Origin of the sequence: Streptomyces sp. NPDC007162 (genome assembly GCF_040634175.1) — a bacterium.
Classification (GTDB): Bacteria; Actinomycetota; Actinomycetes; order Streptomycetales; family Streptomycetaceae; genus Streptomyces.
Window position 1 is genome coordinate 13176 of record NZ_JBEYFC010000051.1, and the last position, 16814, is coordinate 29989.

The following is a 16814-nucleotide window of genomic DNA, read 5'->3' on the forward strand; positions in this document are numbered from 1 at the left end:
GGTGTCGTCGTACGTACGCGCGCGTGACGGCCGTTTTCCCGTTTTCTGGACACCCGGGATTCACTGACCCAGAATCAGCAGCGTGACGTCGTCCTTCGAGTTCAACACCTACCCGGCACGGCTGTCCGACGCGGAGCGCGACAAGGCGCTGAGCGCGCTGCGGGACGGCGTCGCCATGGGACGGCTGTCGCACGACACCTTCGTGCGCCGCATGGAGCTGGCGCTCGCCGCCCGTCGCGCGGACGAACTCGCCGCGCTCACCGCCGACCTGCCCCAGGAGAGCCGCTTCGCGCGCCTGCTCTTCGGCACCGTCGAGGCCGTCTCCGGCTTCACCGTGCGGCTGCGCCGGGCCTGGCAGGCCGAGCGGCTGCCCAAGCTGCTGCTGCCGCACCCGGGCCACGGCCACCCGCTGCGCATCGGCCGCGACCCCGCCAACGGCCTGCGGCTCAACCACGAGACCGTCTCCCGGGTGCACGCCGAACTCCGCCACCAGGGCGGCCTGTGGATCCTCAGGGACCTCGGCTCCACCAACGGCACGACCGTGAACGGCCGCCGGGTGACCGGTGCCGCCGTCGTGCGCGAGGGCGACCAGGTCGGCTTCGGCCGGATGTGCTTCCGGCTCGCGAGCGCCTGACCGTCCCGTCGTACGGGTTGGCCGAAAAGTGTTTGTCGGTCGTGGTGTTGACGTACCCCACGAGTCGTGACTGACTGTGTGTACGCCATACACATCATGTGAACCGACGGCACCGCAATGTGGAGGTGTGTGCCCTGCCGCCACTCCTCCGCTACCCGTCCGTCGACGAACTGGCCTCCCGGGCGGCCGCGCTGGTCGCCGACCGCCCCCGGGACGCCCGCCTGCGGAGGGTCGGGACGTCCCGCGCGGGCACCCCGATGTGGCTGCTTTCCATCGGTCACGGCGCCCGGCACGCCCTCGTCGTCGCCGGCCCGCACGCCAACGAACCCGTCGGCGGCGCCACCGTGCTGCGCCTCGCCGACCGGATCCTCGCCGACGCCCGGCTCACCGAGGACGCCGACGTCACCTGGAACCTGCTGCTCTGCCTCGACCCGGACGGCTCCCGCCGCAACGAGGGCTGGCTGGCGGGCCCGTACACCCTGGGCCACTACTTCCGGAACTTCTTCCGCCCCGGCTTTCTGGAACAGCCCGAATGGCTGCCCGAGGGGCCGGACGCCGTGGCCCTGCCCGAGACCCGGGCGCTGCTCGACCTCCAGGACGAACTGCGGCCCTTCCTCCAGTGCTCGCTGCACGGCGTCGACGTCGGCGGCGGCTTCGTCGAGCTGACCCGCGACCTGCCGGGGCTCGCGCAGCGTGTCGCGCACACGGCCACCCGGCTCGGCATCCCCCGGGAACTGGGCGCCTACGACACCCTGTACTGGCCCACCCTCGGCCCGGCCGTGTACCGCGTGCCACCGCCCCGGCGCGGCGACCTGGCCGCCGCCATCACCGAGGCGGCCGTCGAGTCCACCTGGTTCCACCCGCACCGGCACGGCACCGTCACCGCCATCGTCGAGGCGCCCATGTGGGGCGTGGCCGCCGTCCAGGACGGCGCACCGCCCGCCGACCGGGACGCGGCGCTGCGTGCCGTCAGCCGGACCCTGCGCCACGACACGGTCCTCCTGGACGCCGTCCTGGCCCGCATCAGGCCCCAGCTGGCCGCGGCGCCGGACGCGGCCCGGCTGCTCGCGCCGGTCGACGACTACCTGCTCGTCGGCCCCGGCCTCGCCCACGCCTGGGATCCCGGCACCGACGCAGGCAGCGCCCGGCCGCTGCCCCCGCTCAGCACCGCCCACCTGGCCGCCCTGCGCATCGCCGGGCGCCGGCTGGCCCTGCGCACCGCGGGGCTGCTGCACCGGCTGCTGCGCAGCACCGGGCGGGACCCGGCCGGCGCCCTGCCCGACCTGGACCGGCTGATCGACACCTGGTGCGCGGACTACCAGGACAACCTGGGCGCCCGGTGGATCCCGGTCGCACGCCAGGCCGAGTACCAGACCCGGGTGGTCCTGAGCGCGTTCGAACTGGCGCACCGCCACGCGCGCGTGGCCGCTCGTTCGGGTGAGCAGGGCTGGGGGACCGAGCCCGTCCTGCCGATGCACGGGGAATGACCCGTCTCAGCAAAGCGACAGCGGCCTGCGGTGCCCTGCTGGCGTCCGCCGCCCTGCTCGCCGCCGCCCCCGCCCAGGCCTTCGCACCGCGCCACACGGGCGGCGACTACCTGTACCTGACCGTCACCCGGGGCGACGGAGCCTCCGGCACGCGCGGCGCGCTGCTGCTGTGCGATCCGCCCCAGGGCTACGCACGCGCGGCCGACGCCTGTGCCGAACTGGACGCGGTGGGCGGCGACATCGCGCGTCTCGCCCCGGTCAAGGGCGCGATGTGCCCGATGGTCTACGCGCCTGTGACCGCCCAGGCACGCGGAGAGTGGAACGGACGGCCGATCGCGTACCGGGAGAGGTTCTCGAACGGCTGCGTGCTGGCGTCGCGCACGGGGCCGGTCTTCGCCCTGGACTGAGGCCGCCCGGTCCGCCCGGCACCCCTTGGTGTCACGCCGCCTGCTCGCGTGCGTGCTGCGCGGCCGCCAGCACCGTCCGGGACTGGTGCTCCACCTGGCGCTCCAACGGTACCCAACGGGCCTGGAAACGCTCCGCGTACGCGTCGCACCAGGAGGCCACCAGCTCCTCCAGGCGCGGCGCCGCGCGGTCGTCCGCCTCCCGCAGCACCCGCAGCAGCATCGACGCCGCCCGTAGCGGCAGCCGCCGCCCGAAGGCGTCCACGCTGCCGATGTACGCCCTGGTGGTGTCGATCGGCGGCCGCAGGATCCAGTCCTGCGCCAGCCCCGGGATGAGCCCCAGGGCCCACCGGGCCGCCCGCAGCAGCGGCCCGTCCGGGCCGTCCAGCCGCGGCAGCGCCTCGGCCAGCACCCGCTCCACCTCCCGCGAGTCCCGCAGCAACCGCTGCGCCAGCAGCCGCATCGCCGCCGCCGGCGCCGGGTGCGGCGCCGGGTCGTCGACCAGGTCGCTCGCCCACATCGGCACCTCCACGACCGCCGTCAGACCGCCGTAGCGGTGCGCGTGGTACCAGGTGCTGTGCCGTGCGTCGTCCGGCATGCTCGGGTACGCCACCCCCGACCCGGGTTCCGGCATCACCCGCACGCCGGGCCCGGAGGCCGGCCAGCCCGCGGCGTCCGAGGCACCCGTCTCGACCGGGATGTGAAGCTCCGCGGCGGACTTCGCGAACGGCTCGGCGAGCCCCGGTACGTCCCTCGTCAGCTGCACCCAGCTGCCGCCCAGGTCGGTGCCGTGCAGGGACACTTGGAGGTAGGGGCGCAGCTCGTCGATCACCCCGAGCAGGGCCACGGTCTCGGGCGGCAGGCGGTCGGGCGGCAGTACCGAAGGCGACCACTCCGGCTGCTCGGGACCCGACGGGCGGTAGAAGCCGAGGTGGTAGTCGAACAGACTGCGCGGGGCCGGAGTGACGTGCAGGCTCGCGCCGTCCGGGTCCGCGCACAGCAGGAAGTGCCAGGAGGTCCCGGTGCGCAGTTCGCGCTCGTTCAGCACCCGCTCGGCCAGTGCCTGGAGCGTGCCGCCCCCGGTCGGCTCGTTGGCGTGGGCGCCCGCGACCACCAGCACCGCCCGTGGGGCGTGTCCCATGGAGAGCAGGTGCAGCGGTCTGCCCGCGCGGGAGACGCCGATCTGCCGCAACCTGCACAGGCCGGGCCGCAGAGCGGCCAGCGCCCGGGCGGTCGCGACCAGTTCGGGAACGCTGGGGTAACGCAGCTCCGGCAGGAGACTCACCCCCGTCTTGTCCGCCCTGCTTCGCTTTCTCCAGTCCCCCACGGGATAGGTGAACTGTCAAGAACCTCCCCGGGGAGGCTCCGGGGGGCGCCCGAAGGCATTTCCGGTGGTCCCTCCGGGCCGTCGCCGCAGGCAGGCTCGCGGAGCGCGGCCGGGGCGCGGAAGGGCTCCGCGCGCCCAGCGTCGACGCGAGCCGCGCACCACCGGCGCGAGCAACACCCCAAGCGTGCTTCGAATTCACTCATATGGGTGAACGTGGAGGTGCTTCAGTCGCCCACGCGCTCCAGCAGCGCCACCGGCAGCCCCTCGAACAACTCGGCCACGCGCGCGTGCCCGGTGAACACCCGCCCCGGCGCCAGCAGGTCGGCCCACCGGCCCGGCGGCAGCGGCAGGACCGTGTCCCGCCAGCCGCCCGCCGCGGCCAGCCGAAGCGACAGCCGGGTCACCGCCGTGACCACCGCACCGGAGCGCGCGAACGCCACACAGTGCGCCGCCGCCGGACCCTCGGCCGCCAGCGGGGTGTACGCCGCCGTGTCCCCGAAGACGTCCGGCCGCCGCGCCCGCAGTCGCAGCGCCGCCGCCGTCACCGCGTCCTTCTCGCCCGCACCGGCGGGCGGGAAGGCCACCGGACGGCGGTTGTCCGGGTCCACCAGCGCCCGGAACTCGCCCTCCGTGCCCTGATAGACGTCCGGCACCCCCGGCATCGTCAGATGGACCAGAGCCGTGCCGAGCACGTTCGCCCGGACCGGCGCGGCCAGCGACGCGCGGAAGGCCGCCACCCGCTCGCCCGGCGCCCCGCACGGCCCCGCCGCGACGAACGCGTCCACCGCCTCCTCGTACGGCGGCTCCTGCTCCGTCCAGCTCGTGTACAGGCCGGCCTCGCGCACATGCTTCAGCAACGCCTCACGCACCCGCTCCGGGGCGGCCGGACCGAGTCCGAACACCGTCTGCCAGGCGGCCCAGGCCAGCTGGGCGTCCGGCGACCCCCCGTCCTCCCGGCTCACCTCGGCGAGCACGTCCGCCCAGCGCTCCGGACACTCCGTCAGCACGGCCAGCGCCGCGCGCACGTCGGCGCTGCGCTTGGTGTCGTGCGTCGTCACCACCGTCCCGGTGAGCGGCCAGTCGCGCTGCACGCGCGCGCAGTACGCGTGGAAGTCGTCGGGGGAGACGCCCGGGCGGCCCGGGTCGCCGCCCACCTCGGTCGCCGACAGCAGCGGCACGTAGCGGTAGAACGCGGTGTCCTCCACGGACTTGGCGCGCAGTGCCGAGGCGGTCTGCGCGAACCGCACCCGCAGCTCGTCGGAGCCCGGCGTGTCCCCGGCCACCAGCAGCCGGCGCACCACGTCCACCGCTCCGCCCTCCTCGGGCACCAGGAACGCCCGCCGGGCCTCCTCGGCGGCCTGCTCCGTGACCACGGCGGCCGCGTCGCCGACGCCGTACGGCCGGTACACGCGCAGCCGTACCAGCAGCTCCTGGAGGGCGGTGCGCAACGCCCAGGGGGCCCGGTCGCGCAGCGCCGGGTCCGGCGAGGCCGCGCACACCCGCGCGGCCACCCGTGTCAGCCGGTCCGTCTCGGTGGCCAGCTCGTGGGTGACCACCTGGTACGCGGCCCGCCGGACCGTCGCCTCCCAGTCGCCGCCGCGGTCGGTCCCCGGGGCCGCGAACCGCCGGTAGTGGCGCAGCAGTTCGCCCGCCCCGGTGGGGTCCGTGAACAGGCCGTCCACGTGCCGCAGCGCGTCGTACCCGGTGGTCCCGGCGACCGGCCAGCCGGCCGGCAGGTGCTCGCCGTCGGCCAGGATCTTCTCCACCACCGTCCAGCGCCCGCCGGTCGCCTCGTGCAGCCGGGCGAGATAGCCGGTGGGGTCGGCGAGCCCGTCGGGGTGGTCGATCCGCAGCCCGTCCAGCACGCCCTCGTGCAGCAGCTGGAGGATCTTGGCGTGGGTGGCGTCGAACACCTCGGGGTCCTCCACCCGCACCCCGATCAGCTCCGAGATGCTGAAGAACCGCCGGTAGTTCAGCTCGGTCCGGGCCAGCCGCCACCACACCGGGCGGTACCACTGGGCGTCCAGCAGCTCCGGCAGCGGCAGCTCGGCGGTGCCCTCGCGGAGCGGGAAGGCGTGCTCGTGATAGCGCAGCACCTCGCCGTCGACCGTGAGCTGCCCGAGCACCTCGCCGACCGGCGCGCCGAGCACCGGTACCAGCAGCTGCCCGCCCTGTGCCTCCCAGTCGATGTCGAACCAGCGCGCGTACGGCGACTTCGGGCCCTCCCGCAGCACCTCCCACAGGGCGTGGTTGTGCCGGGGCGACATGGCCATGTGGTTCGGCACGATGTCCACGACCAGACCGAGACCGTGCGCCCGCGCGGTGCCCGAGAGCGCGCGGAGCCCGTCCTCGCCGCCGAGTTCCTCGCGCACGCGCGCGTGGTCGACGACGTCGTAGCCGTGCGTGGAGCCGGGGACGGCCTCCAGGACGGGGGAGAGATGGAGGTGGGAGACGCCGAGCGAGGCGAGGTAGGGGACTGCGGCTTCGGCGGCCGAGAAGGGGAAGTCCGGCTGGAGCTGGAGGCGGTAGGTGGAGGTCGGCACGGCGGGGGCGGTTCGCTCGGCTGTCATGCGGACGTATGTACCCGTCTCGTCGGGATTCGTGTCACGGTGCGGGTCGGTGGGGGCTGGTCGCGCCCGCGTGGCGCACATCCCTAGGCCGGCCTCTTCAGGACGGTCAGGCTCCGCTCCACCAGCGTCAGCTTCGCCCCCGCGTCCACCTTCGGCCCCGGTGGCACCCCCTCGGCCCGTGCCGTGTCGACCACCACCTCCCACTGCCGTCCGTGGTTCACCGGCACCAGGAACTCCAGCGGCTCCGGCGACGCGTTGAACATCAGCAGGAACGAGTCGTCGGCGATCCGCTCCCCGCGCATGCCCGGTTCCGAGATCGCGTTGCCGTTGAGGAACACCGTCAGGGCCGAGGCCTGCGCCGAGTCCCAGTCCTGCTGGGCCATCTCATGGCCCTCGGGGGTGAACCAGGCGATGTCGGAGAGCTCGTCGTGGGTGCCCTCCACCGGCCGGCCGTGGAAGAAGCGACGGCGCCGGAAGACCGGGTGCTCCTTGCGCAGCCTTGCCATCGCGCGGGTGAAGGCCAGCAGCCCGGCGTCGTCCTCGGGAGCCGGCCAGTCCACCCAGGACAGCTCGTTGTCCTGGCAGTACGCGTTGTTGTTGCCCTGCTGCGTGCGCGCGAACTCGTCGCCGTGGCCGATCATCGGGACGCCCTGGGACAGCATCAGCGTGGCGATGAAGTTCCGCATCTGCCGCTCGCGCAGTTCGAGGACGCCGGGGTCGTCGGTGTGCCCCTCGACCCCGCAGTTCCACGACCGGTTGTGGCTCTCGCCGTCCCGGTTGTCCTCACCGTTGGCCTCGTTGTGCTTCTCGTTGTACGCCACCAGGTCGTGCAGGGTGAAGCCGTCGTGGCAGGTCACGAAGTTGATGGAGGCCAGCGGCCGGCGGCCGTCGTCCTGGTAGAGGTCGGAGGAGCCGGTCAGCCGGGACGCGAACTCCGCGAGCGCGCGCGGCTCGCCGCGCCACAGGTCGCGCACGGTGTCGCGGTACTTGCCGTTCCACTCGGTCCACAGCGGCGGGAAGTTGCCCACCTGGTAGCCGCCCTCGCCCACGTCCCAGGGCTCGGCGATCAGCTTCACCTGGGAGACCACCGGGTCCTGCTGCACCAGGTCGAAGAACGACGACAGCCGGTCCACCTCGTGGAACTGCCGCGCGAGGGTCGCCGCGAGGTCGAAGCGGAAGCCGTCGACATGCATCTCGGTCACCCAGTACCGCAGCGAGTCCATGATCATCTGGAGCACGTGCGGGGACCGCATCAGCAGCGAGTTCCCGGTGCCGGTGGTGTCCATGTAGTAGCGCGGATCGTCCGTCAGCCGGTAGTACGACGGGTTGTCCAGACCCCGGAAGGACAGCGTCGGACCCAGGTGGTTGCCCTCGGCGGTGTGGTTGTAGACCACGTCCAGGATCACCTCGATCCCCGCCTCGTGCAGCGCCCGGACCGCCGACTTGAACTCCAGGACCTGCTGGCCGCGGTCGCCCCAGGAGGCGTACGCGTTGTGCGGGGCGAAGAAACCGATGGTGTTGTAGCCCCAGTAGTTGTTCAGCCCCATGTCGACCAGCCGGTGGTCGTTCACGAACTGGTGGACCGGCATCAGCTCCAGCGCGGTCACCCCCAGCTCCACCAGGTGCTCGATCAGCGCCGGGTGCGCGAGACCCGCGTAGGTGCCGCGCAGTTCCTCGGGCAGGCCCGGATGGCGCATGGTCAGGCCCTTCACATGGGCCTCGTAGATCACCGTGTGGTGGTACTCGGTCCGTGGCCGGCGGTCGTCGCCCCAGTCGAAGTACGGGTTGACCACCACCGACGTCATGGTGTGCGGCGCCGAGTCCAGGTCGTTGCGCTTGTCGGGGTCGCCGAAGTGGTAGCCGTACACCTCCTCGCCCCAGCGCACCGACCCGCTGACCGCCTTCGCGTACGGGTCGAGCAGCAGCTTCGCCGAGTTGCAGCGCAGCCCGCGCCCGGGATCGTACGGGCCGTGCACCCTGAAGCCGTAGCGCTGCCCCGGCATCACGCCCGGCAGGTACGCGTGCCGTACGAAGGCGTCGCTCTCGCGCAGTTCCACCGCCGTCTCGGAGCCGTCGTCGTGCAGCAGACACAGCTCCACTCGGTCCGCGGTCTCCGTGAACACCGCGAAATTGGTCCCGGCGCCGTCGTACGTCGCGCCGAGCGGATATGCCTCTCCAGGCCAGACCTGCATGAAGTCGACTCTTCCAGGTGTGCGTTACGCCCAGGGGCGCCTTGGTCATGAGTCTGCCCGAAAGTAATGGAACCCCTCCTGACTTACGTCCCTCTTACCCGGCGACCAGTGCACACAGCGGCCCATGTGGCGAAGTGTGCCGAACCAGTGGGGCAGACACGTACTCCCTGTGACCAAGGGGGAGTAGGGGGAAGATGTGCGCAAGATAGTGCACCGCCATCTGGGCAAGGTGGTGGCCGGTGCGGGACTGGCGGTGGCGGGGACCGCCGTGATGGTCGGGATCACCCTGCCGGGTACGGCAGGGGCCGACGAGCCGCAAGGGCGCGACGGGACCGGGGCGGCCGCCGCGCAGCAGGCGGGCCGGGGGCGGGACGCCGTCAAGGGCGGTGTGGTGGAACAGGCGCCCGCCGAGGGCGCGAAGGGCACGGGCGGTGACCCGCTGACCGACGACGAGACCAAGCGCGTCGAGCAGCTCGCCCTGAGCCGGCAGATGTTCGACGTCGGCGAGAACGTCGAGGGCCGCCGCGGCCCACAGCGGCTCAGCGTCGACCTCGCCGAGCCGGACGCGGACGAACTGGACAGCGCGAACGCACCGCGCCGGGCGGACGTCACGTTCTACGACTACCGCGACGACAGCCTCGTCACCCGGACCGTCGACCTCGCCACCGGCAAGGTCGAGCAGACCACCACCCGGCAGGGCGTCCAGCCGCCGCTCAGCCACGACGAGAACGTCGAAGCCCTCAGGCTGCTGATCGCCGACCCGCTCGGCGCCGGCCTGAAGGCGGACTTCAAGGACGCCACCGGTCAGCAGCTGACCGACCCCGAGCGGCAGCTGCTGCTCAACAGCGCGGTCTACCGCGCCACCCCGGGCGCCCAGCCGGCCGCGCTCGACACGTGCGGCGAACACCGCTGCGTGCGGCTCTTCCCGAAGGTGAAGAACGGGCCGTGGATCGACGCCAGGTCGTTCATCGTCGACCTGAGCGCGCGCAAGGTCGTGAAGCTCGGCCGCTGAGCCGGGCTCCCCGTTCACCCCTCCACCGGGCATCTCCCGTACCAGGAGTCACTTCGTCATGCACCCGAACAGAATCCGCCGTGCCCGCAGGACGGCCGCCGTGGGCCTGTCCGCCGCCGCCCTGGCGGCCGGCGCCACCACGGCGGCCGGTCCGGCCGCCGCCCAGCCCAGGGCGGCCGCCGCGGCCGCCGACTGCTCCGCCGCCTACCGCATCGAGCAGAAGCTCTCCACCGGCACCACCTGGCGGATGTGCTGGCGCTACGACAGCAAGGCAGGCCTGGTCCTGGAGCACATCTCCTACCAGCCCAAGGGCGAGGCCGCCCCCATCAAGGTCCTCTCCAGCGCCCGCCTCGCCCAGATCGACGTCCCCTACGACGACGGCAGCGTCGAGTACGACGACCTGACCGGCTTCGGCTTCGCCCAGGGCCTGATGCCGCTGGCCCCGGCCGAGTGCCCCGGCGGCACCATCAGGACCGTCAAGGTGCCCGACGCGTGGGACCCGACGCACCCGAGCGTCAACGGCCTGTGCACCACCACCCGTCCCCGCGGCCACGCGTACCGGATGCAGGCCGACACCGGCAACCGGGTGTACCAGCAGCAGGGCAAGGACCTGCTGGTCTACAGCGTCAACAAGGTCGGCTGGTACGAGTACATGACCGAGTGGCGCTTCCAGGACGACGGCACGATCAACATGAACGTCGGCGCCACCGGCAGCCTCTCGCCGGGCGACTACGACGCCGGTGACGGCCGCGGCTGGCCGATCGGCAAGGGCGCCCACGCCTACGCCACCAGCCACGCCCACAACGTGTTCTGGAAGCTGGACTTCGACCTCGACGGCTCCTCCAAGAGCCGTGTCGAGCAGTACGACTCGGTGGTCAGCGCACCGGCGCGCGGACAGGAGGCGCCGACCAACAGGACCACCCGCACCAGCGTCACCAAGGAACTCGCCGGCGACTCCAAGAACATGCGCTGGTGGCGCGTGGTCAGCACGGCCGGCAAGAACAAGGACGGCCACGCCCGTTCGTACGAGATCGTCCAGGGCGCCACCAACAAGTACCCGGGTCACGGTTTCACCAAGCACGACGTCTACTTCACCCAGTACGACAAGTGCGAGCAGTTCGCCAGCAACAACCCGGGCTGCGCGAACGGCCACCCCAAGAACGTCGACCAGTGGGTCAACGGGCAGACCCTCACCAACCCCGTGGTCTGGGTGAACGTCGGTTTCCACCACATCGCGCGCGACGAGGACCAGCAGCCGATGCCGGTCCACTGGCAGGGCTTCTCCATCGCGCCGCGTGACGTCACCGCTATGAATCCGCTCACTCCGGCCGCCCTCGCCGATCAGAACGGTCAGCCCGGAAACGGTAGTTGAGAAACGACCTGTGCATCCGGCTGCACCGCCGACCGCTCCCGGAGTACCCTTCCTTGATCGTTGGCATGGGGAGAGCTCGGGGGAGCGGAAGGCGGTGCACGGGTGGGCTCGGGAGGCCTGGAGCTGCCCCCTGGTGACGAGGGTCACGAGGGGAACTCCACAGACGTCCCGCCCGGCGCGGTGTCCCTGGCCCGGCCGATGGACGCCACGGGCTCCATCGGGCCGGAGCTGGAGTGGGACGCCGACGCCTGGCTCGAGGTGCGTACGCGCGCCCAGCGGGCCGGCCGGGCCTACATCTGGCTGAACCTCGTCGAACAGCGGATGCGCGCCGTCGTGGCCGCCGTGCTGCGGCCCGTCTACGAACCCGTCCACGGCGACGAGTGGGTGGTCGCCGCGGCCGGTCCGGCCGGCCAGGAGTGGGTCCAGCGGGCGGTCGCGGTCCGCGAGGTCAGCCGCCGCAAGGGCTACCTGCTCGACCCCGCCGACGACAACGTGCTCAGCTTCCTCACCCTGCCGCAGCTGCGCGAGCTGATGGTGCAGCACTGGCCCTGCTTCGAGCCGTACTTCGACGAACGCCGGGACGTCGAACTCGCCCTCGACGAGCTGGAGGTGACCCGGAACGTCGTCTCCCGCAACCGCGCCCTGTCCGGTGCCGTCCTCGACCAGGCCGAACGCGCCTCCGCCCGGCTCCTGGAGATGCTCGGCGCCGGCGGTGACGTGCCCTCCGCGCGCCGGCTGCCGGTGGACGCGGTCGAGGACCTCGTCGGCGACCGGTACGCCGACGTCGTCGCGGTCCACCCCGACCGGGTGCGCCTGATGCGCCAGTTCCCGGCCGAGGACCTCTTCGGCGCCGCCCGCCGGCTGGACGCCACCGGCATCGGCCTCAACCTGCTCGTGCAGAACTTCTCCGGTCGCCGCCTGGTCCGCCTCGCGGAGACCGGCTGCCGGATCCGCCTGCTCTTCCTCAACCCGGCCTCCAGCGCCGTCAAGCGCCGCGAGCGCGAGCTCGGGATGAAGCGGGGCGAACTGGCCCGCTCGGTGGAGATGAACATCCTCCACATGCGCCGGGTCCGCTCCCGGCTGCGCGACCCCGGCGCCTTCGAGATCCAGGTGTACGACGACACGCCCCGGTTCTCCGCCTACCTGGTGGACGGCGACGGCGCCGACGGCATCGCGGTCATCCAGTCCTATCTGCGCGGCGCCCGCGGGATGGAGTCGCCGGTGCTGGTGCTGCGCAACGGCAACAAGGTGGTCAAGTCGGACGACCCGGTGGAAACGGGCCTCTTCCCGACGTACCGCGAGGAGTTCGAGATGGCTTGGGCGGATTCGCGCCCGGTCTCCTGAGGCGGGTGCGAGGGGGATGCGTGCCGGTAAGCGGAACGCGGTCCTCTCATTGTCAGTGGCGCATGCGAGGGTGGAGACCACTGGGGGAAAGCACCACCAAGAAGGGGGGCCGCCCATGGGCTGGCACCAGGAGCTCCTGATCGGCTTCGACCTGGAGACGACGGGTACCGATCCGCGCGAGGCGCGGATCGTCACGGGGGCCGTGATCGAGGTCAGGGCCGGGCAGGAGCTGGGCCGCCGTGAATGGCTGGCGGACCCGGGCGTGGAGATCCCGGCGGACGCGGTGGCGGTGCACGGCATCAGCAACGAACGCGCCACGGCCGAGGGCAGACCGGCCGACCAGGTCGCCGACGCCCTCGCAAACGTCCTCACCGGCTACTGGAAGACGGGCGTCCCGGTCGTCGCCTACAACGCCACCTTCGATCTCACCCTGCTCTCGGCGGAACTGCGCCGGCACGGACTCCCGTCCCTCTCCGACCGCCTCGGAGTCGACCCCGCGCCGGTCGTCGACCCGTACACCATCGACCGCTGGGTGGACCGCTACCGTCGCGGCAAGCGCAACCTGGAAGCGGTCTGCGCCGAGTACGGCGTCACCCTCACCGCCGCACACAACGCCTCCGCCGACGCCCTCGCCGCGGCCCGGCTGGCCGGCGCGATAGCCGAGCGCCACCCGAAGGTCGCGGCGCTGGGTCCGGCGGAGCTGCACCGGCGTCAGGTGGAGTGGTACGCGCAGTGGGCGGCGGATTTCCAGCAGTTCCTGCGCCGCAAGGGGGACGCTGACGCGGTGGTGGACGGAGCCTGGCCGTTGCGGGAGCTGGTCGAAGTGGTCTGAGTGCGGGCCGGTGGGGGTCGGTCGCGCCCACGCGGCGGTAGCCGCCCAATCAATACAGCCCTGCGCCCCTGCGGGGCGCTCCTCGGTGGCCGCCGCTCAGAAGGGGTACCAGCGAACCGACTCGTCGCCCTCCCGTAGTGATGCCACCCGGCGCCCGAACTCCGCCAGTGCCTTCGGGTTGCTGGGTGCGTGCTGGGCCACCCAGGCACAGCTCGCTGTCTCCCGGGCGCCGCGCAGCACGCCGCACCCCTCCCACTCCCGCACGTCCCACCCGTAGGCCTCGGTGAACGAGTCGTAGGCCTCGGCCGGCAGGCCGTACCGGTCGCGGGAGAGCGCCATCACCACCAAGTCGTGCTCGCGCAGGTCCGATGAGAAGGTCTCCAGGTCGACCAGGACCGGGCCGTCCGGGCCGACGTGCACATTGCGCGGCAGCGCGTCCCCGTGGATCGGACCCGGGGTCAGGCGGGGCGTCAGCGCGGCCGCGGCCGCCGCGAAACCGTCCCGCCGCTCCCGGAGGTACGCCGCGTCGGCGGGGTCGATCGCGTCGCCGGCCAGCCGCAGCCAGCGCTCCACGCCGCCCAGCAGCTCGCGGGGCGGCAGTGCGAAGGGCGGGGCGGGCAGTGCGTGCACGATCCGCAGCAGTTCGGCCAGATCGCGCGGTTCGGCCGGCCGTACCGGATCCGGCAGCCGGTGCCACACCGTCACCGGGTGGCCCTCGACGAGCCGTGCCTCCGGCCCGGCGGCCCGTACGGCCGGCGCCCCGGCCTCCGCCAGCCAGCCGGCGATCTCCAGCTCGCGCCGGGCCCGGTCGAGCAGCTCGGCGTCCCGGCCGACCTTCACCACCAGGTCCCCGGCGGCGAACACCGCGTTCTCGCCCAGGGCCAGGAGCGAGGCACCGGCCACCGCACCGGGCAGTACGTCCGCCGCGGCCAGCACGCCCCGCGCCGTTGCCTCGTCCATCGTCCGCCTCCCGTTGTCGCTGCCCGCGCGCCCGCCGCTGTGCGGGTGCACACGGCGTGTGCTTCTCGTCGTCCGGCGGCCAGTCTCGCATCCGTGGAGGTCGGACCGTGTGCGCGAGGTCTTGACGAGACCTGCCGCCTTCACGACCATGTCCGGGCCCGGCCGGGCCGCGCAAAGGGGGGATGCCGTGGCATCGGTTACCGAGGCGGCGCCCACGAGGCGGTCGGCCGCCGCCGCACGCACCGGCCGCGGCGACCCGCTGGTCCGGCGCCCTCAGCTCCCTCCCCTCTTCGAAAAATGCTCCCCGGCGGCCGACGGCCCCGCGCCCAGAGGCGGTGCTCAGACCGGCAGCCGGTCCGGTTCGTCCCGCGCCACCGGCGACCGCACCGGCTCCGGCGACTCGTCGTGGGACAGGTCCGGCAGCCACCGCAGCCAGTTCGGGAGGTACCAGTTGCGCTCACCCAGCAGAGCCATCACCGCCGGGAGCAGCACGCCACGGATGACCGTCGCGTCGATGAGGACGGCCGCCGCCAGGCCCACACCCATCTGCTTCATCGACTGCATGGACAGCGTGCCGAAGATCGCGAACACGGCGACCATGATGACGGCGGCGCTGGTGACGACCCCGGCGGTGGTGACCACCCCGTGCTGGATGGCGTCCTTGGTGGAGCGGCCGCGCAGCCGGGCCTCGCGGATCCGGGAGACCACGAAGACGTGGTAGTCCATGGACAGGCCGAACAGGATCACGAAGAGGAACAGCGGGAGCCAGGTGACGATCGCACCGACGCCCTCCGCACCCACCAGGGAGGCGCCCCAGCCGTGCTGGAAGACGGCGACGAGGATGCCGTAGGCGGCGCCCACCGAGAGCAGGTTGAGGACGATCGAGGTGATCGCGACCGTCAGTGACCGGAACGACAGCAGCATCAGGAGGAAGGCGAAGACCACCACGAAGGCGAAGACCGGGACCACCGAGCCCATCAGCTGGTCGTTGAAGTCCTCGTTGCCCGCGACGTTCCCGGTGATCGGCGCCTGCACGCCGTAGACCTTGCCGAGGGTGGCGGGCCGCACCTCGGCGCGCAGGGTGCGCAGGCTCCGGCCGGCCTTGTCCAGGTCGGAGCCGCCCACCAGCGGCACGGATATCAGGGCGACGTTCTGGTCGTCGTGCAGCTTGATGTCGACCGGGCCGCGCGAGGCGCCCGAGCTGATCGCCCGCTCCCGGAAGTCGGTCAGCGCCTGCCGCACCTCGGGGGCGTTGATGTCCTTGGCCCTGACGACCACCTCGGCGGGTTCGGAACCGCCCGGGAAGGCCTGGTTCAGCCGGTCGTAGGTGCCCACGATGGGCAGCGAGTGGCCGAACTCCTGGTCCAGGGTGAGCTGGGAGGTCTTCATGCCGAGGGCGGGCGCGGCGACGGCGAGCAGCGCGCCGACCGCCACGACCACGGAGACCAGCGGCCGGGCGAGCACGCCGCGCAGCACGGCCGTCCAGAAGCGGCTCTCGGCGGGGCCGCCGCGGCGCCCGCGACGGCGCAGGAAGGGGAGCCGGCCCTTCTCGACCCGCTCGCCCAGCAGGGAGAGCAGCGCGGGCAGCACGGTCACGGAGCCGACCATGGCGACCGCGACGACCATCAGGGAGGCCAGGCCCATCGCCTCGAACTCGGCGAGCCCGGTGAACAGCATGCCCGCCATCGCCACGCACACCGTGACACCGGAGACGATGATAGCCCGGCCGCTGGTGGCGGCGGCGATCCGCAGCGCGGCTCCCGCGTCCCGGCCGGCGTCCCGCTCCTCGCGCTCCCGGCGCAGGTAGAACAGGCAGTAGTCGACGCCTACCGCCATGCCGACCAGCAGCATCACGGAGTTGGCGGTGTCGCTCATCGGCTGCAGATGGCTGACCAGCCCCATCAGGCCCATCGTCGCCATGATCGCGGTGATCGCCAGGCCGACCGGCAGCAGCGCGGCCACCAGGGCGCCGAAGGCGATCAGCAGGATGCCGAAGGCCACCGGGACGGCGGAGTACTCGGCCCGCTGGAAGTCCTTGCCGAAGGCGTCGTCGTACTGCTTGTTCATGCTGGCGCCGCCGATCTCCTCGATCCGCAGCGAACCGTGCGCCTTCTGCACCCCCCGGACGGCGTTCAGCACCGGCTCGACCCGGTCGCCCGCGGTCTTGGCGTCGCCGCGCATGTCGAACTGGACGAGCGCGCTGCGGCCGTCCTTCGAGATGGTCCGGGTGTCGTAGGGGGAGGTGACGTCCGTGACCTCGCCGGTGCCGTCGACGGCCTTCACGACGTCCGCGACGGCGGCCCGGAACGCGGCGTCCGTGGCCTTGACCGAGCCGTCCCCGGACTGGATCAGGACCGTCTCGCTCGCCGGCTCCTTGATCCCCGCGTCGTCGATGATCCGCGCGGCGGTGTGCGTCTCGCCCTTGAGCTGGTCGCCCTCGTCGACGTCGACCCGGCCGGCCGCCGAGCCCAGCCCCATCGCCAGGACGACGAACAGCACCCATATGCCGACGGCGACCCAGCGGTGCCTCGCGCTCCAGCCGCCGGCCCGGGCGGCCAGGCCCCGTACCCGCGTCTCTCCGTGCCCCTTGACGGGATCCATGACGGAATCTCCCCCTCGTGTGCGGCGACGGTTCCCGCCGTCACCCTTTCTCCACGTCCTTCGTCCGCTTCGAAGGTAT

At 72.6% G+C, this 16814-nt stretch carries 12 protein-coding genes; 7 read left to right on the plus strand and 5 right to left on the minus strand.

Going from position 1 to position 16814, the window contains the following annotated elements:
- Window positions 1–82 precede the first annotated feature (82 nt).
- The 3 genes from ABZ646_RS09005 to ABZ646_RS09015 all read left to right on the plus strand — a co-directional run bounded on the left by ABZ646_RS09005 (window position 83) and on the right by ABZ646_RS09015 (window position 2528).
- Window positions 83–634 carry a DUF1707 and FHA domain-containing protein gene (locus tag ABZ646_RS09005; protein ID WP_360514814.1) on the plus strand — a complete coding sequence of 184 codons (552 nt, stop codon included), beginning with the start codon at window positions 83–85 and terminating at the stop codon, window positions 632–634.
- 119 nt (window positions 635–753) lie between these two features.
- Window positions 754–2121 carry a M14 family zinc carboxypeptidase gene (locus ABZ646_RS09010; RefSeq protein ID WP_360514845.1) on the plus strand — a complete coding sequence of 456 codons (1368 nt, stop codon included), beginning with the start codon at window positions 754–756 and terminating at the stop codon, window positions 2119–2121.
- Window positions 2118–2528: an SSI family serine proteinase inhibitor gene (locus tag ABZ646_RS09015; protein WP_360514817.1), complete on the plus strand. Its 411-nt coding sequence runs from the start codon at window positions 2118–2120 to the stop codon at window positions 2526–2528. The genes ABZ646_RS09010 and ABZ646_RS09015 overlap by 4 nt, the downstream gene beginning before the upstream one ends.
- Window positions 2529–2559: 31 nt before the next feature.
- Here ABZ646_RS09015 and ABZ646_RS09020 read toward each other — a convergent pair whose 3' ends face one another.
- From ABZ646_RS09020 to glgX, 3 genes are all read right to left on the minus strand, one after another.
- Entirely contained in the window at window positions 2560–3810 is a 1251-nt protein-coding gene (locus ABZ646_RS09020; RefSeq protein ID WP_360514820.1) for a M14 family zinc carboxypeptidase, read from the minus strand.
- 266 nt (window positions 3811–4076) lie between these two features.
- Window positions 4077–6422 carry a malto-oligosyltrehalose synthase gene (gene treY / locus ABZ646_RS09025; protein ID WP_360514823.1) on the minus strand — a complete coding sequence of 782 codons (2346 nt, stop codon included), beginning with the start codon at window positions 6420–6422 and terminating at the stop codon, window positions 4077–4079.
- Between the two features lie 83 nt (window positions 6423–6505).
- Window positions 6506–8614: a glycogen debranching protein GlgX gene (glgX, locus tag ABZ646_RS09030; protein WP_360514826.1), complete on the minus strand. Its 2109-nt coding sequence runs from the start codon at window positions 8612–8614 to the stop codon at window positions 6506–6508.
- A gap of 196 nt (window positions 8615–8810) precedes the next feature.
- On the opposite strand from glgX, the gene ABZ646_RS09035 reads away from it, so the two are divergent.
- The 4 genes from ABZ646_RS09035 to ABZ646_RS09050 all read left to right on the plus strand — a co-directional run bounded on the left by ABZ646_RS09035 (window position 8811) and on the right by ABZ646_RS09050 (window position 13174).
- Window positions 8811–9626, plus strand: coding sequence for a Tat pathway signal sequence domain protein (locus ABZ646_RS09035; protein WP_360514829.1), 816 nt, complete (start codon window positions 8811–8813; stop codon window positions 9624–9626).
- 58 nt (window positions 9627–9684) lie between these two features.
- Complete coding sequence (locus ABZ646_RS09040; protein ID WP_360514831.1) at window positions 9685–10998, plus strand: copper amine oxidase; 1314 nt, start codon at window positions 9685–9687, stop codon at window positions 10996–10998.
- Window positions 10999–11100: 102 nt separating this feature from the next.
- Complete coding sequence (locus ABZ646_RS09045) at window positions 11101–12342, plus strand: SAV2148 family HEPN domain-containing protein (RefSeq protein ID WP_360514834.1); 1242 nt, start codon at window positions 11101–11103, stop codon at window positions 12340–12342.
- Between the two features lie 115 nt (window positions 12343–12457).
- Window positions 12458–13174, plus strand: coding sequence for a 3'-5' exonuclease (locus ABZ646_RS09050; RefSeq protein WP_360514837.1), 717 nt, complete (start codon window positions 12458–12460; stop codon window positions 13172–13174).
- A 96-nt stretch (window positions 13175–13270) separates the two neighbouring features.
- Here ABZ646_RS09050 and ABZ646_RS09055 read toward each other — a convergent pair whose 3' ends face one another.
- On the minus strand, window positions 13271–14134 hold the full coding sequence (locus ABZ646_RS09055) for an aminoglycoside phosphotransferase family protein (protein WP_360514840.1): 864 nt from the start codon (window positions 14132–14134) through the stop codon (window positions 13271–13273).
- Between the two features lie 339 nt (window positions 14135–14473).
- Window positions 14474–16735: an MMPL family transporter gene (locus ABZ646_RS09060; protein WP_360514843.1), complete on the minus strand. Its 2262-nt coding sequence runs from the start codon at window positions 16733–16735 to the stop codon at window positions 14474–14476.
- Between the last annotated feature and the right edge of the window lie 79 nt (window positions 16736–16814).